Genomic DNA, 20,170 nt, shown 5'->3' with positions numbered 1-20,170 from the left:
TGAAATTATTGATTTTTTGCTATTGTAAAATAGAAAGTAGAGCCTTTGTCTACTGTTGATTCCAGCCAAATTTCACCTCCTAAAAATTCAACACCTCTTTTGGCGATGGACAAGCCAATACCTGTACCATCATGTTCATTTCTGTTATGAAGCCTTTGGAAAATGATGAAGATTTTATCATAAAATTTTTCATCAATACCAATTCCATTGTCTTTTACTGCGAACTCCCAAACCGTCTCTTTTTCCTTAACATAAATCTCAATACACGGAGGTATATTTTCTTTCACATACTTCAAAGCATTGTCAAGTAAACAATGGACTATCTGGGTAATTGGTGCCCTGTAGGTATTTAAAACGGGGAGTTTATCAAATTTAATAGACGCATTTTTTTCAACAATTACCCTACTTCTCAATTGAGTGTAATCAGCTAATATTTCATTTAGGTTTATCTCCTCAAGGTGCTCGGAAGGCTTGTTGGCTCTGGAATAAAGCAATAAATCCAATATGATCTGCTTCATCCGTTTGGCTCCATCCGTAGCAAAATGAATGTATTGTAGCGCCTTGTCATCTAATTGCTCAGCATATTTCCTTTTCAACTGATCCATAAAGCTGGAAATCATCCGAAGTGGTTCCTGCAAATCGTGGGAGGTAATAAAGGCAAATTGTTCCAACTCTTCATTGGAACGCTCTAGTTCCTTTGCATAATTTTTGAGTGATTCATTGAGTTGGAATAATTCTTTTTCAAGCCTTTTTTGCTTGGTCAAATCAGTCATTGCCCCCACCATACGGGCAGCCTTTCCATTTTTATTTCTAACGATAATCCCTCTGTCGATTATTGAAAGTTCTTCATTATTATCGTTTAGCACCCTGTATTCCATTTCCCATCGCTCAGATTGGGGATCATTTAGCTCTCTCTGAATGCTTTCCTTTATTTTCTCCAAATCTTCGGGGTGAAAGGCATCTTTCCAAAATTGATTTTTCTTCAATTCCGTAGATGCACCAATTCCCAAAATCTTATGGATATTATTTGATCGATAGAAATTGTCATTTTCTATATCCCAATCCCAAATCGCATCTTTAGTCGCCTTAGTCACCAATTCGAAGCGTTCATTGGCTTTCAGCAATCGGATATCCGCTGCTTTCCTAAGCGTAATATCCTTAAAGTATATGGATAAGCCATTTTCTGAAGGGTAAACAGTTACCTCTACCCAAATGTTAAGAGTAGGATAGTATTCCTCAAAATTGACCATTTCACCAGATTCCATAGCCCGATGGTACTGCACGTAAAAATCAGTGTCTACGGCATCTGGGTAAAGTTCCCATAAATTTTCACCGAGTACACTCTCTTTATTTTTGCCCATTATGATTTCGGACTGTTTGTTCCAGTAGGTTATTATCCAATCTTCATCTACGGCAAAAAAAGCATCCCCAATACTTTCCAGTATTTCATTTTTTTCTTTGTAAGCTTTTTCAAGTTCTTTTGCAGACTCTTTGCGTTCATCAATATTTTTAAAATATGATGAAATGCCTCCACTGGAAGGATAAGTTGATATTTCGTACCAGCATCCATTTCCCGGGTAATGATACTCAAAGTTTTCAGATTGGCCGCTTTCGGCCACTCGCCTGTAAATCTTTTCCAGAACAGTTCCTTTGGCAGGTGAGAAAATTCCCCAAATGTTTTCACCCAGTACCTCATCTGCGCTTTTCTTCAAAAGTTGTTCAGCTTCACGGTTGAAATAGGTAAAATTCCAATTGGCATCTACAGCATAAAAAGCGTCTGAAATACTTTCGAGTATTTCTTTTAACCTAAGCTCATTGGATTTGGCTACATGAATGTCCTGATAACTGCCATAGATTTTTGTGCATGCACCTTTAACCCATTCACTTTTACCAATACACCTTATCCATTTTTCTTTTCCGTCCTGAGTGATAATGAGCAACTCCAAGTCAAACTCCTGACCCGTTTCTATCAATTGAGCTACTTCCTTTTGAATCTTTTCCTTATCCTCACCAGAGTAAAATTCAAAGCCTCCCGTCAATGACGGGTTGTAGTCGTCATCTACTTCTAAAATCTCTCTCGTCATGGGTGACCAGTACATGCGGTCATTCGTTTGATCAGCCAGGTTAAGTTCCCAACTGCCGATTTTCGCCATTTCAGAAGCTTGCTCCAAGAGTTCTTCGCTTCTGTATTCCTGAGTTATATCCAGAATGAGCGAGTTGAAAACGATGCTCTTATCCGGTAGAATCGTAGGGGTTCCATATCCGGCATGTATACGAAGTTCATTGTTGGGCATGATATATCGCCACTGAGCCTTCCATTCAGATTTGGTTTCTACTGATTTCATGATGCTTTTCTTGACAAAATCAAGCTCTCCTCCAAGCTCAACTTGCTTCCAAACTAAGCTGTTTTCTTCCATAACGCTTTCTTCATCAAAACCCCAAACCTTCTCTGCTCCATTGGTTACATACTTTAAGTCATCACTGCCATTAGGATATATGTAATACTGAAAGGCTACCCCAGGCAGGTTATTGGCGAATGACTGTAACCTCAATTCAGATTCTTTTCTGTCTGTGATATCCTGAAAGCTACCATAGATTCTTTTGGTTTTTCCTTTAAAGATTTCCACGTTGCCTATAGCCCGCACCCATCTTTCTTTAAGCTTTTTGGTGATGATCACTGCTTCAAAATCAAACCCCTTACCTGTTGAGGTGCTTTTTTCAATACTGTTCTGAACCAAAGCCCTACAGTCTTCACGATAAAAATTAATTCCCGCCTGTATATCGGGAGTAAAAGTATTAGGATCCGTTTCATGTAGTTGATGCACTATTTTAGACCAGAAAACGGTGTTTTTTTCCAAATCAATTTCCCATGAGCCAATTTTTGCCAGGGTTCCGGCTTGGGTATTTAACTCCCTTAATTGAACCATAGCGGTAATATCCTTGGCTGAAGCATAAATCAACCCTTCTTGAACCGATGAATTACAACTCCAACTTAGCCAAATGATTTTACCATCTTTGGTAATGTATCTGTTTTCAAATTGAAAGGTATTTGCGCCTGTTTCAAGTTTCTTTACTTCTCTGGTAGATACATGCTTATCCTCAGGATGGACAAAGTCCTCAAAGGTATGAAATAGGATTTCTTTTTCTTTATAGCCCAGCAATTCACAACCTGCGGGGTTAATTTTCAAAAATCGACCGTAAAAATCTGCAATGCATAGAATATCAGGAATGGCCTTGTACAAGTGCTTGAGATTATCTTCCAATCTTTTCCTGTTAATTTCCGAACCGATAAATTTTTCCAGGCGGCTTAAAACCGGACTATGTTTCTCCAGATATTCCGGTTCCCTTTTGGTTCCTATCAGTAGCACACCTACCAATTCATCGTTAAAGGACAAAGGTATCCCAAGTATGGCTTTCAGCCCCAGGTGAGAGGCTCCTTTTTTCCTGATAAAGTTTTTATTGATTTGTTTTTCATCCCAAAGAAGCTGTTTTACTTTGTTCCAAACCTTTCCCGGCAAGCCTTTATCCTTCTGAAAGGAAGTTTCTGATGGTTCAAATTCATAGAAATCCTGATTATGATCACTCTTTCCAATTAGGTTTATTTTTGTCCCCTCCATACTGGGGCACCAGAGTTCAATCAAATCAAATTTCCCGTATGCGTATAAATTTTCGCAAAGATGATTACCCGAAGGAATCAATTCCTTATCATTGTTGAAACTTTGGCTGATTTGGCTGAGTAATTCCTTTTCTGATTCTTCTTCGATTTTTTCCTTCCCATCTCTGGCTACACAGTACATCAGCTTGGTCTCATTGTCCCAACGGGCTGACCACAGGTTATAAGCGATATCGCCGTTTTTCTTGCGGAATCGATTGGAAAAGGATTTAAATTCTTTACCTGCCAATATTTCCGCATCTACCAAATCAGTTTTTTCGAGATCCTCTTCAACTATCAAGTCTCTGTAAGATTTGCCTATCAGCTCTTCAGGATGATACCCCCAATGATTAGCGGAAACAGAACTCACAAATACAAAATTTCCTTCTTCATCAATGGTACAGAAAACATCCAATGAAGCATCCATTAGCCGACTTGCATGATCTTTTTGTCTGATGACCGGTGTGATATCTGTATTACGGCAGGCTACAGTAAGAATTTCACCTTCCTTATCACGAATGGGGGAGAAGGCAATATGCCCATACTGTATTTCTTGGGTTTCCGGGTTGTAAAAATGTTCCTCTATTTCAAAATGTTCTCCAGATAAGGCTTTTTGGTAGTAGGCCTTCCATTTTTCAATATAGCCCTCGCCAAAACCTTCTACCAAGATTGGAGTGTTCAGTTCTTTTTTCACTCCTGTTACTTCCTCCATTAGGTTTGAATAGGCCCTGTTGGCATAAACCAAATCAAGGTTTTTATCCACTGCCCAAACGAGATCCTTGCTTTGGTCGAGTATCAGATTGCTAAATTGGGTATTTTTCATAGGGTAGATATATTATTTCTGTAATTTCACCCCAGTAAATAGAGGGACTATTTTTTGACAATCAGATAGGTAAACACGGAAAGGAATTAGGCCTCTTGGGTGGTTTGAAGCAATTTACTTTCAGTTTAACACTTAAATTGATTAATTATTTTGCGAAGCGCGCTAATACGAAGATATTTTCAATATAAGTCATAATATTAACGGTACCAACCTGCGTTTTACAAAGTTCCCAAGAACTTGATTAGGTATCATGAAGGATACCCGGTAGAGCTATCATGGATTAATCTTACAGATTTTGGTGATTTTGGCACCAAAACGCAAAAAGCCTGTATTGGTGAAATACTCGTACACAACCATCCTTCAGGAAACTTGAGACCATCCGAGCTGGATAAAAGACTGACAAGGAGGCTTGTTGAGCTGGGATAACTGATGGAAGTCCCGGTACTGGATCATGTGATTTTTACCGACTGCGGATACTTTAGCTTTAAAGACGAAGGACTGATGTAGGCATCAGAGGAGTGGGACCTTCTTTTTTTGGCCAGACTCTAATGCGAAATGTTGTTTTTTGAACCCCAATTTATGGATATGATTTATCCACAATATTCACTTCGAAAATATTGAATTGAGGAAAAAGCCGTTTTTCAATTTCACTGGTTTGATGCATTTCTTAGGACAAAAATAATACTGACCGGCCGGTCGGTTTCCTTTCCCAAAGGTTCATATATCTTTTCTACCTGCAGCTTAGAGAACTCAAATATGGACAGCCAATCTTCCAATGTCCTGAAATACCAAGGGTGCCCATTTTTAAAATTGCCGTTTAATCCCTGCCATGAATCCTCAACCCATTGACTTCTATGAGGGAGTTCCATCGCCAGCATCGATTTTGGATGTATAGTCTGTATAATTATTTTTCTTTCAGTACTTATCAGTTTTGAAACTGATTTGAGTATTTCAGAAATGCCTTCTTTTTCATAAAGGCAAAAATTAAAAACCGCTCCATGAAACTGTTGGATTTGAATTTGATCAAGCGTCTTAGATTGTATTTCTGAGTTTGCCCTGTTAACGATTTTCTGAAAGGTAGCTAATGCATAATTTTGGGTGTCTGACTTTTGTTTTGCTGCCGTAACTAGAGCTTGTGTTCCATCAAGTCCAAAAACACTATAATCTTCTTTCATTAAACTCCTGCCCAGCCAGCCTTCTCCGAATCCAAATTCCAAAACCGATTTTTGAATTTGATTTTTTATGCAATCAATCAAAGCCGGATTGGTAAATTCCCTTGATGGAATTTTTGTTTGCTCAATGGTTTCAACCCATTGAGCTGCATTTTCCTGCCAAGAACTTAATATATAATTTTCAAATTTCATTTATTCTTTGAAACAATTAATTCCGTCTAGTTTCTGCAAACGTTATTTCTGGAAAAAATTCTTTGAAAGCCCGAAAAACTGTTTTTTCTCGATTTGTGCAAGTAGCTTTATTTCAAATATAAATATCAAATAGCGCTCTTTTAATAGAATTTAAATCCTCAAAAGAGGTCTTATATGTTTTAATATTCTGTTTTAGACGAGTTCGATTGATAAAAATAAATCCAATAACCTTTAAAATTTAATCATGGAACACATTTTACGAAAACATCAAAAAGTATTTTGGGATAAGATCTGGTTCTTAATATTTCTATTGTTTTTTGGCTATACCAATAATATTGTTTTTGCCCAAAATCAGACCGAATTAATCCAAGTATTCGGTCAAGTATTAGACGATGCAGGGGAACCGATCCCCGGGGCTACTATCACAGTTTCTGGCAGTTCTACTGGTACCATAACAGATTTGGATGGGAGGTACAGCATTTCTGTGTCAGAAAATGCTGTGTTAATATTCTCCTATATAGGCTACCAAACAGTTAGGCAAAATATAGGTACAAGATCTGTGTTGGATATTACGATGGAGACTGATTCAAAGTCTTTGGAAGAAGTAATTGTAGTTGGCTATGGTACGCAACAAAAGCGTGACATCACAGGTGCTGTTGGTCAAGTGAAGGGTGATGAATTGATGAATCTGCCCGTAGCCGGGATTGATAGGGCACTTCAGGGAAGAGCTGCGGGTGTGACAATCGCTGCCAATAGTGGCTCACCGGGATCAGGTACTACTGTCAGAATCAGAGGTACTGGATCAATTTATGGAAATAATGACCCGCTTTATGTAGTAGATGGAATGCCTTTAGGTGAAAATGTGGGTGGTATAGAACAGATTGTGAACCCAGCAGATGTTGAAAGTATTGAAATATTAAAAGATGCTTCTGCAGCTGCTATATATGGATCAAGGGGAGCAAATGGTGTAGTTTTGATCACTACAAGAAAAGGAGTTTCAGGTGCGCCAAAGATATTTTTCAACTCATATTATGGGGTAAAAAATGCCTGGAGGAGACCTGAAATGGCAGATGGGACGGAGTTTGCAAGAGTTCATCTTTTGGCACATCAAAACGGTGGTACCAGCCCAATACCTGCAATAGCAAATGCCAGTCCTGAATCCTGGGGAACAGGTACTGATTGGTGGGATCAAATCAATCAGACTGGGGTTGTACAGAACTATGACTTTTCTATGATGGGAGGCACTGACAGGTTAAGGTATTCTACAAGTTTGGCATATTTTGCTGATAAGGGATACCTTAAAACTTCTGAATTTGACAGGCTTACCTTTAGGATAAATACAGAATATGACCTTTCCAAAAGAATAAAGTTTGGAAATAACCTCTCGCTAATTCACAATAGCAGGAGAGGTTTTACAGAAAACGAAGGTGAAGGCGGAGGAGTAATCGCATCTGTCTATCAACTAGACCCAATATCACCAGTTTATAAAACTCAAGCACAGTTGGAGCAAGAGGCTATCACTGAAGGGATCGATATCAATAATCCCTACAATAGATATGCACAGTCCCTTTATACAAACAGGAGTAACCTTGTTGGAAGATTATCCAGGAATAACGGACGTACTTCAGAAATGAGGATGTTGGGAAATATATATGCTGAAGCTGAATTGGTGGAAGGACTTACTTTTAGAAGTGATTTAGGTCTTCATTTAAGATTCAATGATTTCAGCAGCTTTAACCCACAATATTGGATTGGTCCAAATGATAGAAATGACGAAAGTATAGTGAGAAGATCCTATACCAGAAATTCTGATATGGTTTTCGCCAATACTTTGACATATCAAAAGTCAATTGATAAACACAGTTTCAGTGCTGTAGCTGGAATTACTACAGAACAATTTTTTTTCGAAGAGATAGAAGGTGCAAGGTTTAATACCCCCACCAATGATGAGTCTTTATGGTATCTCAATGCAGGTTCTGTGTTGGGGAATTTGACAGGTGAGGCAGCCAGAAATACGCTGTTGTCATATTTGGGAAGAGTAAACTATTCCTTCGATGATAAGTATTTGTTGACAGTTAGTTTCAGAGCTGATGGGTCTTCAAGATTTGCAGAAGGCAATAGATGGGGGTACTTCCCATCTTTATCCGCAGGTTGGAGAATTTCAGATGAAAAATTCTTTGAACCCTTGACAGGAAGCCTTTTCAGTGAATTGAAAATTAGAGGGGGATGGGGTCAAATCGGAAATCAAAGAATTGTCAATAATGCGTTCATAAATTTACTGACTGGAAATGACAGAGATAGGTATGCTTTTGGACCGGGAGAAACAATGTATCCCGCATTGAGGCCAAACAATGTAGGTAATCCTAATATACAATGGGAAACAGTTGAACAGTTTAACATCGGTTTTGATGCTTCAATGTTTGATGGGAAGTTTACACTTACTGCCGACTACTTTATCAAGGACACCAAAGATAACCTATTGTTGCTTCCCCAGCCATTGTATGCAGGTAATCTGACTCCTTGGGCCAATGCTGGGCAGATACGTAACAGTGGTGTTGAAATCGCCCTGGGTTATAGGAATTATGAAAGGGCATTAAAGTACAGTATAAATGGAAATATAAGTTTCTTAGACAATGAAGTGATGAGCTTGGCCTCAGGTGAGCCTATTTCAGGTGACAATACACGAGCTGGAGCTTTTAGTAGAACCGCCGTAGGCCATCCTATCGGAGCATTTTATGGATGGGTAACAGATGGTATTTTTCAAAATCAGGAAGAAGTAGCTGCCGGCAATCAGCCAAATGCAAGCCCCGGGGACTTTAGGTTCAGAGATCTTAATGGCGATGGTCAAATTACAGATGATGACAGGACCTTCATAGGTAATCCGCATCCGACAATGACTTTTGGGGCTAATATTCTTCTGGAGTACAAAAGCTTTGACCTCAACCTGTTTCTCCAAGGACAGACCGGAAATGATGTTTTCATGTATGAGAAGTATTTCAGTTGGGTAGGGGACGGGTCCTACAATACGGTCAGGGGCTTGGAGGATATTGCATGGAGAGGAGAAGGTACTTCCAATACTCAACCGATAATTTCTTCAAGTACCGCGAACAATAACTTCAGAGTTTCTGATTGGTACATCTCAGATGGTTCATACCTAAGATTAAAAAACCTACAACTTGGCTATAAGTTGCCAGCCAGCCTTTATAGCAGATATGGCGTGTCCGGAATAAGGATCTGGGTAGGTGGTGAAAATTTATTGACCTTCACCAATTTTGAGGGATTGGATCCTGAAGTTGGAGTCAATCATGGAACCTTAAATGCTGGGATGAATACTTATGTCTATCCCGTGGCCAGAACTTTTATGGGTGGCATTATGGTGAATTTCTGATTAAACTCTAAAATGAAAGAACTATGAAAAAGATAAAAAATTTCTATAAAATATCGTTTTTGATTTTGGCATTGAGTACTGTAAGTTGTAATGAAGACTTTCTGGACGTACCTCCTTTAGCCTTGGTAAGTGATGCTAATTTTGATCCCGTTATGGCTGTAACTTCTTGTTATAACATTATGGGGAATTTTGATAATAGATGGTCTGATTGGAGAATTCTTATCCTTGGTGATGCCTTATCTGATGATGCCTGGAAGGGAGGAAGCTCCCAGACAGACCAAATAGATATCTATCAGATGAATATTTTTGCAACCATACCAAGTAATGTTATCCCTAGAGATGTTTGGTCTATGTATTACAGAAGGATCTTTAGGTTCAATTGGGCCATCCAAAACCTGCAGGGTTTAGATCAGGAAATTGCTCTTAACCGAAGGTTGTTAGGAGAAGTGAAATTCCTAAGATCAATGCACTATTTCTGGCTTGTGAGGGCTTACGGTGGAGTTCCCATAGTTGAAGAACCTCTTTCCTCTGATCAGCATGACAAAGTGAGATCCTCTGAGGTTGAAGTTTATGCATTTATAGAACAAGAATTATTGGAAGCTATAGATCTTTTGCCAAGTAAAAGTGAATACAGGCTTGAAGATTTAGGCAGAGCAACTCAGGGAAGTGCCCAAGGATTACTGTCAAAGGTTTATTTGTATCAACAAAAATGGTCAGAAGCATTAAATCATGCAGAGGAAGTAATCAATTCAGGAGAATATCATCTTGAACCGGATTTTGGGCAAATATTTTCAAGAGAATCTCAGCATGGCCCCGAATCAGTTTTCGAAATAACCTTCGCTGAAAATGATCAGATGACCAATCCTACTTATCATGCTATCTCCCAAAGATCAAGAAATCTATTTGGAGGATGGGGACTGAATTGTCCAACACAAGACTTATTGGATGCATTCGAACCGGGAGACCCCAGAACAATACATACAATTACGTTTCATGGCGACATCACTGAAGGTGATCAACATGATCATTCAGGATATGATAACCCTGACCAAATGCACAGCATGAAGGCCTTTAAACCTAGATCTCTTATTGGGAATTCTGCAAATGACGGTGAGAATGTAAGAATTCTGAGGTATGCGGAATTGCTATTAATCTATGCTGAGGCTGCTAATGAACTGGGACAGACTATAGAGGCATTGGACAAATTGAACATGGTAAGGGATAGGGCCAGAAACTCAAGTACTATAGACAGGTATAGAACATTTATAAATTTTGAATTGGCCACACCTGATATGGTTTTGCCTGAGATTTCAGAAACAGACCAGAGTAGACTCCGTGAAATTATCTGGAATGAAAGAAGGGTGGAATTAGCGCTTGAAGGAGATAGGTTTTATGACCTAGTAAGACAAGGTAGAGCAGGAAATGTACTCAGGGCTTTTGCACAAAAGTACAATACTGATAAAGGATCCAATTTCAGGGATGGAGTGCATGAGAGATTTCCTGTCCCCCAAGATGAGATTGACAGAACAAACGGTTTGATTATTCAAAACAACGGATATTGATTGGTTGGGTAAAATTGGGGTAGGAATCACTTCCTGCCCCGCCCTCTTTATTTTAAGATTTTAAAACCACCTATGTTACACATATTTCTCTCGATACTTATTTCACTTCACCTTTGCTTCAACCATGATCAAAAAGAAGAAGATAAGTTAAATATCATTTATGTAAATTCATATCATCCAGGATATGAACCCAGTGACAATATATTGAATGGTTTTAAAGATAAAATTAATCAAGTGGAGCACAGTTTGGAAATCATTTATATGGACACAAAAAAACACACTTCGTCCCATTTTGCAGACAGCATTGGAAATGCAATAGTAAATAAGGTAGTAGATAAGTCTCCTGATTTTTTGGTCATCTCCGATGATCCGGCTATGAAATATGTAGCCATGCCTGTTCTTGGAAAAAGTAATATAAAAATCCTCTTCAGCGGAGTGAATTGGTCTTTGGACGAATATGATATTGATGGGAAACAGGTTTCAGGTGTATTGGAGTTTCTACCGGTAGACAGTTTTGTAGATTTTGTCAAATCTTCTCAATATCAGTATTTGGAAAAAGTTTCTGTTTTGACAGAGGATTCCTTATCTGAATTGAAAAGTGCTAAATTCATAAAAGAGATCCTTGAAAATGCAGGTTTTGAAGTGGATTATTATTTCACAGATAACTATGCTGATTGGTCAACGGAATTTAGGCGACTCAATGAAAAACAAACATTGATCTGTTTGCCTACCAATGGAGCCATTAAGGATTGGGACCAAAAAGATGCATTAAAACTGGTTTCTACCTCAACCAAGGTTCCAACCTTTTCATTTGATTCATTTATGATGGACTTTGTCACTATGGGTTTTATCAAAAATGAGGAAGAAATGGGGAGGAAGAAAGGAGAGATGTTGATTGAAGTCCATGAGGGTAAAGACATCAGGGAGATTCCCGTTTCCAGAAACTATGAATACGAATTAAAGTCCAACTCCCACCTAATACAAAATCTCAATACAACCTATTAACCTTATCAAAGAAATATGAAAATTGAAGCAATTGAGTTTATCAGGACTCAAATGAAATTCCTCGAGGAAAAGGAATTTAATCTTATTGTAGATACAGATACCCATATATCTGACCTCAATAAGGTGAGTGAATCAATGAAGTTGAAAATGACTTCATCAGTTAATTACTTCCAAGGAAAACCCATTTCTGCAGAAAATCTTTTGGAAGAATTGGAAATCAGCAAAGTGGACATGGCTTTGACTTGGCAGAACCCTTCCTGTATTGATTATGTGGAAGACCAGGATAAGAATTTTGAGATGCTGATGAGCGCAAATGAATACATCTATTGTTCTTCGAGAAGATACCCTCAAAAATTTATACCTGCCGGTTGGGTAGATCCTAAAGCTCTTGGAGTCAAGAATTGCCTGAAGGCTCTGGATATTCTTATTTTAGAATATGGATTTCCTATTGTCAAGATGAATCCTGCCCAGAATCAGTTTTACCTGGACAGCCCTGAGGTTTTCGAAATAGTAGAAAAAATTGTTGCATTGAAGGCAGTGCCGGCATTCCATATTGGGAGTGATACACCTTATACTCCTATTTCAGCGCTTGAAAAACTAGCAGAAAAGTTCTTAGATTCTCCCATTTTGGCAGTACATATGGGAGGAGGAGGTGCCGGATACAATGAGGCTGAAATCAATTACCATAGCATCCGGCAATTGGGTTTGGTTTACAGCAACTTGAAATTTCCCCTAAGCGCCAAGCGGGATACCCATATTGAATCTGATATTATTTCTTTTGAGAGAAAAGGCTATCCGTTCAATCAAAACCTCTATTTTGCAAGTGACGCGCCTTATGGGAAAATTTCCTGGAACGTTTGGGGCTTTAAAGGATTATTGAAAGAAATGAGGTCACTATCCAATAGCGGTAATAGTTTTCCCGAAAATAAAGTGAAAATCGATGAGGATGTTCAGAAGAGAATATTAGGTGGAAATTTTTGTAGGTTTATATATGGCCGATATCAAACTATGTTTGAAAAATATGCTGAGGAGATTCTAAAGTAAACCTGTTTCTATGCCACTGCTTACTGTCCTTTTTGGAATAGTTTTTCTTTTATTTCTCATGTTCAGGTTCAAAGTCAGTCCATTTTTGGGACTGATTTTGACTTGTTTTTTTGTTGGTATTATCAATTTAATGCCCTTGACAGAGATAATCTATGCCATTCAGCTGGGGTTTGGGAATACCATGGGTAAAATTGCCCTGATAATCGTCTTTGGAGCTATGCTGGGAAAACTTATTGAAGTTTCGGGAGCAGCTCAGGTATTGACAGATAGGTTGGTGGAAGCTTTTGGACTCAAAAATATCCAATATGCTATCTTGCTAACAGGATTTTTGGTCGGTCTGCCCATGATGTACAATGCCAGCTTTCTGGTAATGATTCCTCTGATTTATACCCTTTGTGTGAGGACAGGATTGCCATTGTTATATTTAGGAATTCCTTTGGCTGCCACACTTTCTATTGCCCATGCATTTTTGCCGCCCCATCCGGCACCGACTTATGTTTCAACAGTTTTTGGAGCAGATCTGAACTTTGTTCTTTTGGTAGGGCTAGGGCCTGTGATTCCGGCTTGCCTTATAGCTGGTATATTTCTTTCTAGGGTTTTTAAAAATTCAAAAGCAGAAATACCACTGAACCTGTTTGAGAACAAGCAAGTGGAAGTACAAAATTTACCATCTTTCAAAGTAAGCGTAATGGTGGCCATTTCACCGGTATTATGCATGTTGGGTGGGACATTCGTTGATATGGTCATCAGTCCCGTTCCGGCGGGTGAACATTCATTAGAGTTTTATTTCAATGCTTTGGGATCTTATGGGATGAGCAGTGACTTTCAAAAGGTGCTGTCCCATGTAGTGGTGGTCATTAAATTTTTCAGTGAAGCCACAGTGGCATTATTGACTGCCGTTTTGGTGGCCTCGTTTTTCCTTTTTATCAGAAAAGGCCAATCATTCGATAACCTCACAGCACAACTGGGCAAGTCGGTGACGGGAATTGCAATGATTCTATTGATTATCGGAGCAGGCGGAGCTTTTTCAGAAGTGCTTTTGCAAGCAGGAATTAACGATTATATAGGTGACTTGGCCTCTGCAATAGAATTCAACCCAATCCTTCTTGCTTTTGGAATAGCTGCCATCATTAGGTTTGCGGTAGGTTCTGCAACCGTGGCGACCATGACAGCAGCACCAATAGTATTGCCTATCGCAGTTCATTACCAAATTCATCCTGCTATTATGGTTTTGGCTACCGGTTCAGGTAGTCTGATGTTTTCCCATTTCAATGATGTAGGTTTCTGGATGTTCAAGGAATATTTTAATGTGAGTGTCAAGAAGACATTTCAAATTTGGACAGTGATGGAGTGTCTGGTTGCAATTACAGGCTTACTTTATTGCCTCTTACTTGACAGGTTTCTCTGATCCTTTATTTTGTTATACGTTCCCGGGAACGTTATTTTAGCTTATTTACAACATTTTGAGGTAAAATTCCAGATCTTTTGTTCGAAAAATTTAGATTGAATTAAAAAAGATCCAGCAATGAGTTTTAGTCAGTCTATCGGGAATTTATTCCTGACTATCTCCATCTCTCTGCAGATGGTTTTTTGTCAAAGTCCTCACAACAATTCTGTAAATTGGGTACAATCAGCTACAGGTGGAGGCGGTTATATTACAGGCCTGGTACAGCATCCTGTAAAAACGGATACTTGGTTTGCCCGCTGCGATGTGGCAGGAATCTTTGTGAGTTATGATAGAGGAAAATCCTGGGTTGCCAAAAATGGAGGACTGGAAGACTGGTTCAGCCATTCGGTCAGGAGCATTGCTATAGACCCATTTGATGCAGATATTATGATGAGAGCCTCAGGAGATTTGAGAAATGGTAGCTTATTTGGAAGTATTCACAAATCTTCTGATGGAGGAGAAACTTGGAATAAAGTGAATGATGAAATGGGATTTTTCGGAAATGGTCCAAGTCGAATGTTTGGAGAACTTATTGTTTTTGACCCTAAAACTGAAGGAAATGTATTGGCAGCAGGGGATAGTGGGGGGATTTATATAAGTCAAGACAAGGGTGAATCCTGGAAGTATGTTTTTGGTGAGCAGGAGAGTTTCGCAGCTATTTCCATCAGTCCTTATTTACCGGGAAATTATTTTGCAGCATCCAAAAATGGGAAGTTGTTTAAATCGCAAGACTCAGGTCAAAACTGGCAGCTTTTGTTTGAAAACCCTGATTGGCATTTCACAGAATTGACATTTCATTCTCAAGATTATAAGGTTTTGATTGGGTCTTTTATTCAGACCAACGTATCCACTGCCAATGACCGGACTTCTGTGTTTGGAGGTGTGGCCAAAAGCGTAGATGGAGGTTTGACTTTTAAGGAGTTGAAAAATGGCCTTCCTTCGGGATTTCAATATAATACGATCGAGTTGGATGAAAGCTCTCCCAACAGGATGTTTACTGTTCCGGACGCAAGGCCGGGTCATAGCCTATCCAATTTACCGATTTATTTTACCGAGGACGGGGGAGAATCTTGGAGACTGAAAGGAGCATATTCATGGGAGGATTTTTCAAACTACCCTTCCTATATCCGAAGCCTTGATCATATTGGTTGGGCGGTTTCCAAAATAAGATTGGATGTCAGTGATAAAGGAAGACTGTTGTTTTCCAACTGGTATGGTGTTTCTGTGTCAGAAGATAGTGGGGTCAGCTGGGATGGGAACCATTTTATTGGTCTGGAAACCAGTTGCCTGGAAAACATTGAAGTATCAGGAGGTAAGGTGTATTCTACTTTAGCGGATCATAACCCTATGGTCAGCAATGACCATGGTGCCACATTTAATAGCTTTATATCCGGTGGGATGCCATCCAGCACAGCCATCTCTTTTGGTGAAAGTGAATCGATAGTCTATGGTTTGAGAAATAAGCAAAAAGCAGGCTTGTTTGAATATGTAGATTCCAGACCAAACTTGATACAGGAGTTTTTGCCAAAGTCGTATGTACAGGCAATTGAAAACAATCCTTGGGAAAAAGGCAAATTTTTTGTCCTTGTGGAAGGAGACCTGAATCAATCTGCGGGGCTGTATAGGTGGGACAGTTTCAAGAGACAAATTGAACGCTTAAATTATCCTCTTCAGAATGAGGTGGATTTTATACCTGTCAACGGAGATTTTATAGAAGATGAACTATTGAACATTGTCAAAGGACAAAGGAAGAATGTGGTCGGTGCAGACAAGTTATTGGCTCTTGATCAAAAACGAGAAGGTACCATCTATTTGGGCGAATGGACAGAAGGGATTTTTGTAAGTCATGATAACGGGTCAAGCTGGGAAAGCAGGAATTTTGGATTGCCAATTAAGTCTGATACAGCATCTGTATTGACCGTTTTAAAAGCTCATCCTCAAAGGGAAGGAACAGTTTATGCTGGTTTTATAAAGGAAGGGTTGTGGAGGTCAATAGATTTCGGTGTATCATGGGAGAAAATATATCCACTTGACCAAGGTGTATTTAATGTGACTGCGCTGGATTTGAAGGAGGTTAATGATTCAGAAGTCCTGATTATTGGAGGAGAAGATCTATTTTGGTCACGGATGAACCCATCTGTTCTGATAAGTTTGGATGAAGGGAGAAATTGGAAAAACTGTTACGATAAGTCCAAAGGAGCATTACGGATAAAAGGTTTGGCTTTGGATGAAAGTCTAAATAGAGCATATGTAGCTACAAGCGGAAATGGAGCTTTTCATTTCGATTATTAATTTAGTAAACCCAAAATAAACTGATATGATGAAAAGTGAAGGAATTACCATAAAGGATATTGCCAAGAAACTCAATATTTCAACTTCCACAGTTTCAAGGGCTTTGCGGGATCTCCCTGATGTCAATCCTGTAACAAAAGTTGCTGTGCATAAATTGGCGGAGGAACTGAGTTATAAGCCTAACCTGGTAGCTTTGAGTTTGGTAACAAAAAGAACCAAAACAATCGGAGTTCTTATACCCAGTTTTACTACATATTTTTATTCCCAAGCGATCAGTGGAATCCAGGAAATAGCCCAAAGCAATGGGTATCATGTCATGGTCTGTCATTCAAATGAGAGTTATGAAGCCGAGAAGAAAAACATTGAACTCTTATTGGCAAGTAGGGTAGACGGAATTATTGCGTCAATAGCCCGGGAAACAAAAGACTATAGCCATTTCGAAAAGCTAAAAGAAAAGGGTATACCATTGGTGTTGTTTAATAGAACCTGTGACTTGAATTTCAGTAAAGTTCAGGTCAATGATTATGAAGGCGGCTATAAAGCTACAGAGCACCTGATCAAATTAGGAAAGAGAAAAATTGCCCATATTACGGGTCCTGATAACCTTTCCCTTAGTAAAAATAGGCTAAGGGGTTATTTGGATGCAATGAACCATTACAAGGTAAAAGTGTATGAAAACCTTATCGTTTATTCCGATTTCAGTATAGAAAGTGGAATGGACTGCGCAAAAGAGTTGCTTTCAAAATCCACTAAGCCAGATGGAGTTTTTGTCGTCTGTGATACAGCCGCATATGGGGCAATGCATGTGTTTAAGAAAAGCGGGATGAAAATTCCAGAAGATATAGCGGTGGTTGGATTTACCAATGAGCCCTTGTCTGAAATTTTTGAACCAAGTCTATCTACTATCTCCCAGCCTATTAATAAGATAGGTCAAACAGCAGCCAAACTTTTTATTGAAATGCTGGACGAAGGAGCCGATTTTATACCTGAAACCAGGATTCTAAATACAGAACTTATCATCCGGGAATCCTCCGGGCATCCTGTAAACGGTCAATCAAGCGCTTCGATGTAAAACTCCAGGTCGCGGTAAGTGTCAACATCAGGATATCCATCTGTGGTGGGAGGAATTCTGAACCGTTGATTACCATTTGGAAAAAGAGATTGGCCAATTAACAAATTCAGTAATTGCTTGTCAGTTGGTGCTGAAATATCAGGTGCCAGTGTTGGTGGATTTTCCCCATTGCCTTCCCGTCTGATTCCCCATCCTGCGGGATATGGATCGTTGGGACTATTGAGAGATGGAATATCGTCATGAGATGCTCTGTTGAAGTTGGCTAAGGTGAACCCCACATTTTCACCCTCGTCTTCAAACCCTATGAGGAAGGCATATCTTTTATCTTTTTTAAATTTGTAATCGAGGCCTTCAATCAGAAACTTTAGGTAATGGAGTTTGCCACTTTGATCACTATTCTCTTTTCCACCAATGAGAGTAGGTGCGATCTCAGGGAAAATCCCACCTCTTATAACTGCAATAGATTTATAGGAAATTCCTGCGATATAATCGTCCCCTTTATGGTTTTCGGTAAAACCATGGCTTGCTTGGTTTCCTTCCTGGGTATCATTTTCATGAATTACGGGAGTGCCAAAAACTTCAAACAATTGAATAAAAACCCTTGTTCCTGGTGTGTTTTCTAGAATTGCAGTAGTACTTGGACCTGTACGAAGGATGATGGCTTTGATCTCAAAATTTGCAGGCGCTTGAAAGACTTGTCCAAGATCCCTATTTCTTTGAAAATACCCTTGATTTTTCCAGATCAGATTATTTTGTTGGTTATTACGCAAACTGGTACTTCCACCAGTGGAAAACAGATCCTGAAAATCAATGATGTTAAGGGAATTCCTTTCCAAAGATTCTCCCAAAGATTCTATCTTTAGATTTTGGGCAGAAACATCCGGATTGAGTATGAGTGTAAGGAGTAAAAATGAAAGGAGCGATTTTATTCTCATTGCTTTAGATTTAGATAGAAAGTGGTTACAGATCCTGCAGGTGCCTTGTAGATCAAAGTGTTGTTTTCCATTTTATAGCTGTCAATCTCAAGATGATTGTCTCCCGAAAGAGGTTCTGTTCGTGCTGTTTCTTTTTGAAAATAAGTTTCTGATCCAGTAGTCCTATAAGCTTTGATGACCTCATTGGTGCCCATCATGTCCACATTGATCCATCTATCCTCCTTACCTGTATGGGTGATCACGAGAGCACCTGGATGAGCAGTGCTTCCCGGAGCAAAACCAATCAGGGAAAATTCTGAATCCATTGCTTCTGTATAGACTATGTCCATTCCCGGTTTACCAGCCCTTGATACTTGCTTGTAGAAATAATAGGCCTTAGGGACTTCATATGTTCCATCTTTGAATGTTCTGATTGCAGTGCCGGGATTAGGGTCAGGCTTCCACCATTCTACGTGGTTTTGAATGCCGGCCCAAGGAATAATTCCATTTACTTTAGCTTCATAAATGTTCCCATGGATTTCTTTGATAAAGTGGGAGTCCATTATTCCGGTTCGATTCCCATCGATCATTTCGAATACATTCCAGGCAGTAGAAGTGACCCATGACTTTAACTCAGGTCGTTTTTCCCTTATAAGATCGATACCTAAATTGCTATGGGGACCATGCCAGCGGCCGGACTGAACGGGTCCGACATAAAAACCATGAGAAGTAACAAGTGATAGGTTGTCCAGAGCTTTTTGGTCAGATGCCAAAGCTTTGGCAAATCCCCAATGGTAAAACCTGTACCAATTGGTATATTCCCCATTGGTAATCCCAATATCCTGAAGTCCGGAATTGTCCATTTTAGGTCTAAGGAATTTGATGAATTCTAAAGTCTGCTCAGGGTTCCAAAAGAAATTGTAATCGTGGCCTTCGTCTAAGGCGCCACCAGTAGTACCATCTTCTGGCCATCTCAGCCACGACTCTCCCTCATTATGAATGGATACATGACTGACAGGTAGGTTTTCTTCTTTTAAGAATTTGACCCAATTAATTAGGTAATTTGCCAGATGTCCTATTTTATCAGGATCTAAATCTCTGCCTCTCATTACTTTTTGATTGGTAATATATGCAGGTGGAGCATAAAGGGTAGTAATGATTTGTAATGACTCATTTCTTTTTTTGCTCTTCTCTAAACCAGCCTTCACAAAATATCGCATATTTTGAGTGGTAGTTTTATGGTCGTATGCACCGTTTTCTTCTGCTTGATGTAGGGGGTCAAGGAACATTTTGATCAATGAAGGTCTTAGTCCCTCTTCTCCAAAAACCAATTCAATGATCTCATTTTTGGCAGTTTCATTTAAATATTTGAATCCCCCATAATCCTGAGGGTTTTTATTGTGATCATAGGTTTGGGCCGTCTCAACATAATTAAATCCAAATCCATCCCACTCCCTTAACTTGTCTTTAAAGTCAACTTTGGCTTTTACTGCTTTGAAGTCATCTGCCTGTCCTTTAGAGTTTTTAGCGTATAAAAAAATGGTTGTGGATAGAAGTGCAATCAGTAGGTTTTTTTTCATGGGTTTGATAATTGTTCTTGAAATTTC

General features: G+C 39.2%; 11 protein-coding genes and 1 pseudogene. 8 read left to right on the top strand and 4 right to left on the bottom strand.

Going from position 1 to position 20,170, the window contains the following annotated elements; translation table 11 throughout:
• Positions 1-5 precede the first annotated feature (5 nt).
• Entirely contained in the window at positions 6-4,475 is a 4,470-nt protein-coding gene (locus tag CLW00_RS01780; protein WP_106131919.1) for a PAS domain S-box protein, read from the bottom strand.
• A gap of 333 nt (positions 4,476-4,808) precedes the next feature.
• On the opposite strand from CLW00_RS01780, the pseudogene CLW00_RS21580 reads away from it, so the two are divergent.
• A pseudogene (locus CLW00_RS21580) lies at positions 4,809-4,982 on the top strand (JAB domain-containing protein); the annotation flags it as partial.
• Between the two features lie 140 nt (positions 4,983-5,122).
• On the opposite strand, the gene CLW00_RS01770 reads toward CLW00_RS21580, so the two are convergent.
• Complete coding sequence (locus tag CLW00_RS01770; protein ID WP_106131918.1) at positions 5,123-5,839, bottom strand: class I SAM-dependent methyltransferase; 717 nt, start codon at positions 5,837-5,839, stop codon at positions 5,123-5,125.
• Between the two features lie 244 nt (positions 5,840-6,083).
• On the opposite strand from CLW00_RS01770, the gene CLW00_RS01765 reads away from it, so the two are divergent.
• The 7 genes from CLW00_RS01765 (at position 6,084) to CLW00_RS01735 (ending at position 17,649) form a co-directional block, all read left to right on the top strand.
• A complete protein-coding gene (locus CLW00_RS01765; protein WP_106131917.1) occupies positions 6,084-9,227 on the top strand; it encodes a SusC/RagA family TonB-linked outer membrane protein in 3,144 nt (1,047 codons plus the stop codon).
• A gap of 23 nt (positions 9,228-9,250) precedes the next feature.
• Positions 9,251-10,789: a RagB/SusD family nutrient uptake outer membrane protein gene (locus CLW00_RS01760; protein WP_106131916.1), complete on the top strand. Its 1,539-nt coding sequence runs from the start codon at positions 9,251-9,253 to the stop codon at positions 10,787-10,789.
• Between the two features lie 72 nt (positions 10,790-10,861).
• The gene (locus tag CLW00_RS01755; RefSeq protein WP_106131915.1) at positions 10,862-11,794 is read left to right on the top strand and encodes an ABC transporter substrate-binding protein; all 933 of its coding nucleotides are present in this window, start codon (positions 10,862-10,864) and stop codon (positions 11,792-11,794) included.
• Positions 11,795-11,809: 15 nt separating this feature from the next.
• A complete protein-coding gene (locus CLW00_RS01750) occupies positions 11,810-12,838 on the top strand; it encodes an amidohydrolase family protein (RefSeq protein WP_106131914.1) in 1,029 nt (342 codons plus the stop codon).
• 10 nt (positions 12,839-12,848) lie between these two features.
• Positions 12,849-14,246, top strand: a complete 1,398-nt coding sequence (locus tag CLW00_RS01745) for a gluconate:H+ symporter (protein ID WP_106131913.1) — start codon at positions 12,849-12,851, stop codon at positions 14,244-14,246.
• Between the two features lie 117 nt (positions 14,247-14,363).
• Positions 14,364-16,577, top strand: coding sequence for a WD40/YVTN/BNR-like repeat-containing protein (locus tag CLW00_RS01740; RefSeq protein WP_106131912.1), 2,214 nt, complete (start codon positions 14,364-14,366; stop codon positions 16,575-16,577).
• A gap of 25 nt (positions 16,578-16,602) precedes the next feature.
• The gene (locus CLW00_RS01735; RefSeq protein WP_106131911.1) at positions 16,603-17,649 is read left to right on the top strand and encodes a LacI family DNA-binding transcriptional regulator; all 1,047 of its coding nucleotides are present in this window, start codon (positions 16,603-16,605) and stop codon (positions 17,647-17,649) included.
• Here the strand turns inward: CLW00_RS01735 and CLW00_RS01730 are convergent.
• Together CLW00_RS01730 and CLW00_RS01725 are read right to left on the bottom strand one after the other, a co-directional pair.
• Positions 17,628-18,584: a hypothetical protein gene (locus tag CLW00_RS01730; protein ID WP_106131910.1), complete on the bottom strand. Its 957-nt coding sequence runs from the start codon at positions 18,582-18,584 to the stop codon at positions 17,628-17,630. The two genes, CLW00_RS01735 and CLW00_RS01730, sit on opposite strands and share 22 nt — an antisense overlap.
• A complete protein-coding gene (locus tag CLW00_RS01725; RefSeq protein ID WP_170073157.1) occupies positions 18,581-20,143 on the bottom strand; it encodes a glycoside hydrolase in 1,563 nt (520 codons plus the stop codon). The genes CLW00_RS01730 and CLW00_RS01725 overlap by 4 nt, the downstream gene beginning before the upstream one ends.
• Positions 20,144-20,170: the final 27 nt, after the last annotated feature.

This window comes from Mongoliibacter ruber (assembly GCF_003003005.1).
Taxonomy (GTDB): Bacteria; Bacteroidota; Bacteroidia; order Cytophagales; family Cyclobacteriaceae; genus Mongoliibacter; species Mongoliibacter ruber.
The sequence above is the reverse complement of the archived record's forward strand: the minus strand, read 5'-3'. Positions and strand labels throughout refer to the sequence as shown.

Coding starts and splice junctions, on each gene's coding strand:
- CLW00_RS01745 (WP_106131913.1), top strand. CDS start 12,849: ATGCCACTGCTTACTGTCCTTTTTGGAATAGTTTTTCTTTTATTTCTC.
- CLW00_RS01755 (WP_106131915.1), top strand. CDS start 10,862: ATGTTACACATATTTCTCTCGATACTTATTTCACTTCACCTTTGCTTC.
- CLW00_RS01725 (WP_170073157.1), bottom strand. CDS start 20,143: ATGAAAAAAAACCTACTGATTGCACTTCTATCCACAACCATTTTTTTA.
- CLW00_RS01765 (WP_106131917.1), top strand. CDS start 6,084: ATGGAACACATTTTACGAAAACATCAAAAAGTATTTTGGGATAAGATC.
- CLW00_RS01730 (WP_106131910.1), bottom strand. CDS start 18,584: ATGAGAATAAAATCGCTCCTTTCATTTTTACTCCTTACACTCATACTC.
- CLW00_RS01740 (WP_106131912.1), top strand. CDS start 14,364: ATGAGTTTTAGTCAGTCTATCGGGAATTTATTCCTGACTATCTCCATC.
- CLW00_RS01770 (WP_106131918.1), bottom strand. CDS start 5,839: ATGAAATTTGAAAATTATATATTAAGTTCTTGGCAGGAAAATGCAGCT.
- CLW00_RS01735 (WP_106131911.1), top strand. CDS start 16,603: ATGATGAAAAGTGAAGGAATTACCATAAAGGATATTGCCAAGAAACTC.
- CLW00_RS01750 (WP_106131914.1), top strand. CDS start 11,810: ATGAAAATTGAAGCAATTGAGTTTATCAGGACTCAAATGAAATTCCTC.
- CLW00_RS01760 (WP_106131916.1), top strand. CDS start 9,251: ATGAAAAAGATAAAAAATTTCTATAAAATATCGTTTTTGATTTTGGCA.
- CLW00_RS01780 (WP_106131919.1), bottom strand. CDS start 4,475: ATGAAAAATACCCAATTTAGCAATCTGATACTCGACCAAAGCAAGGAT.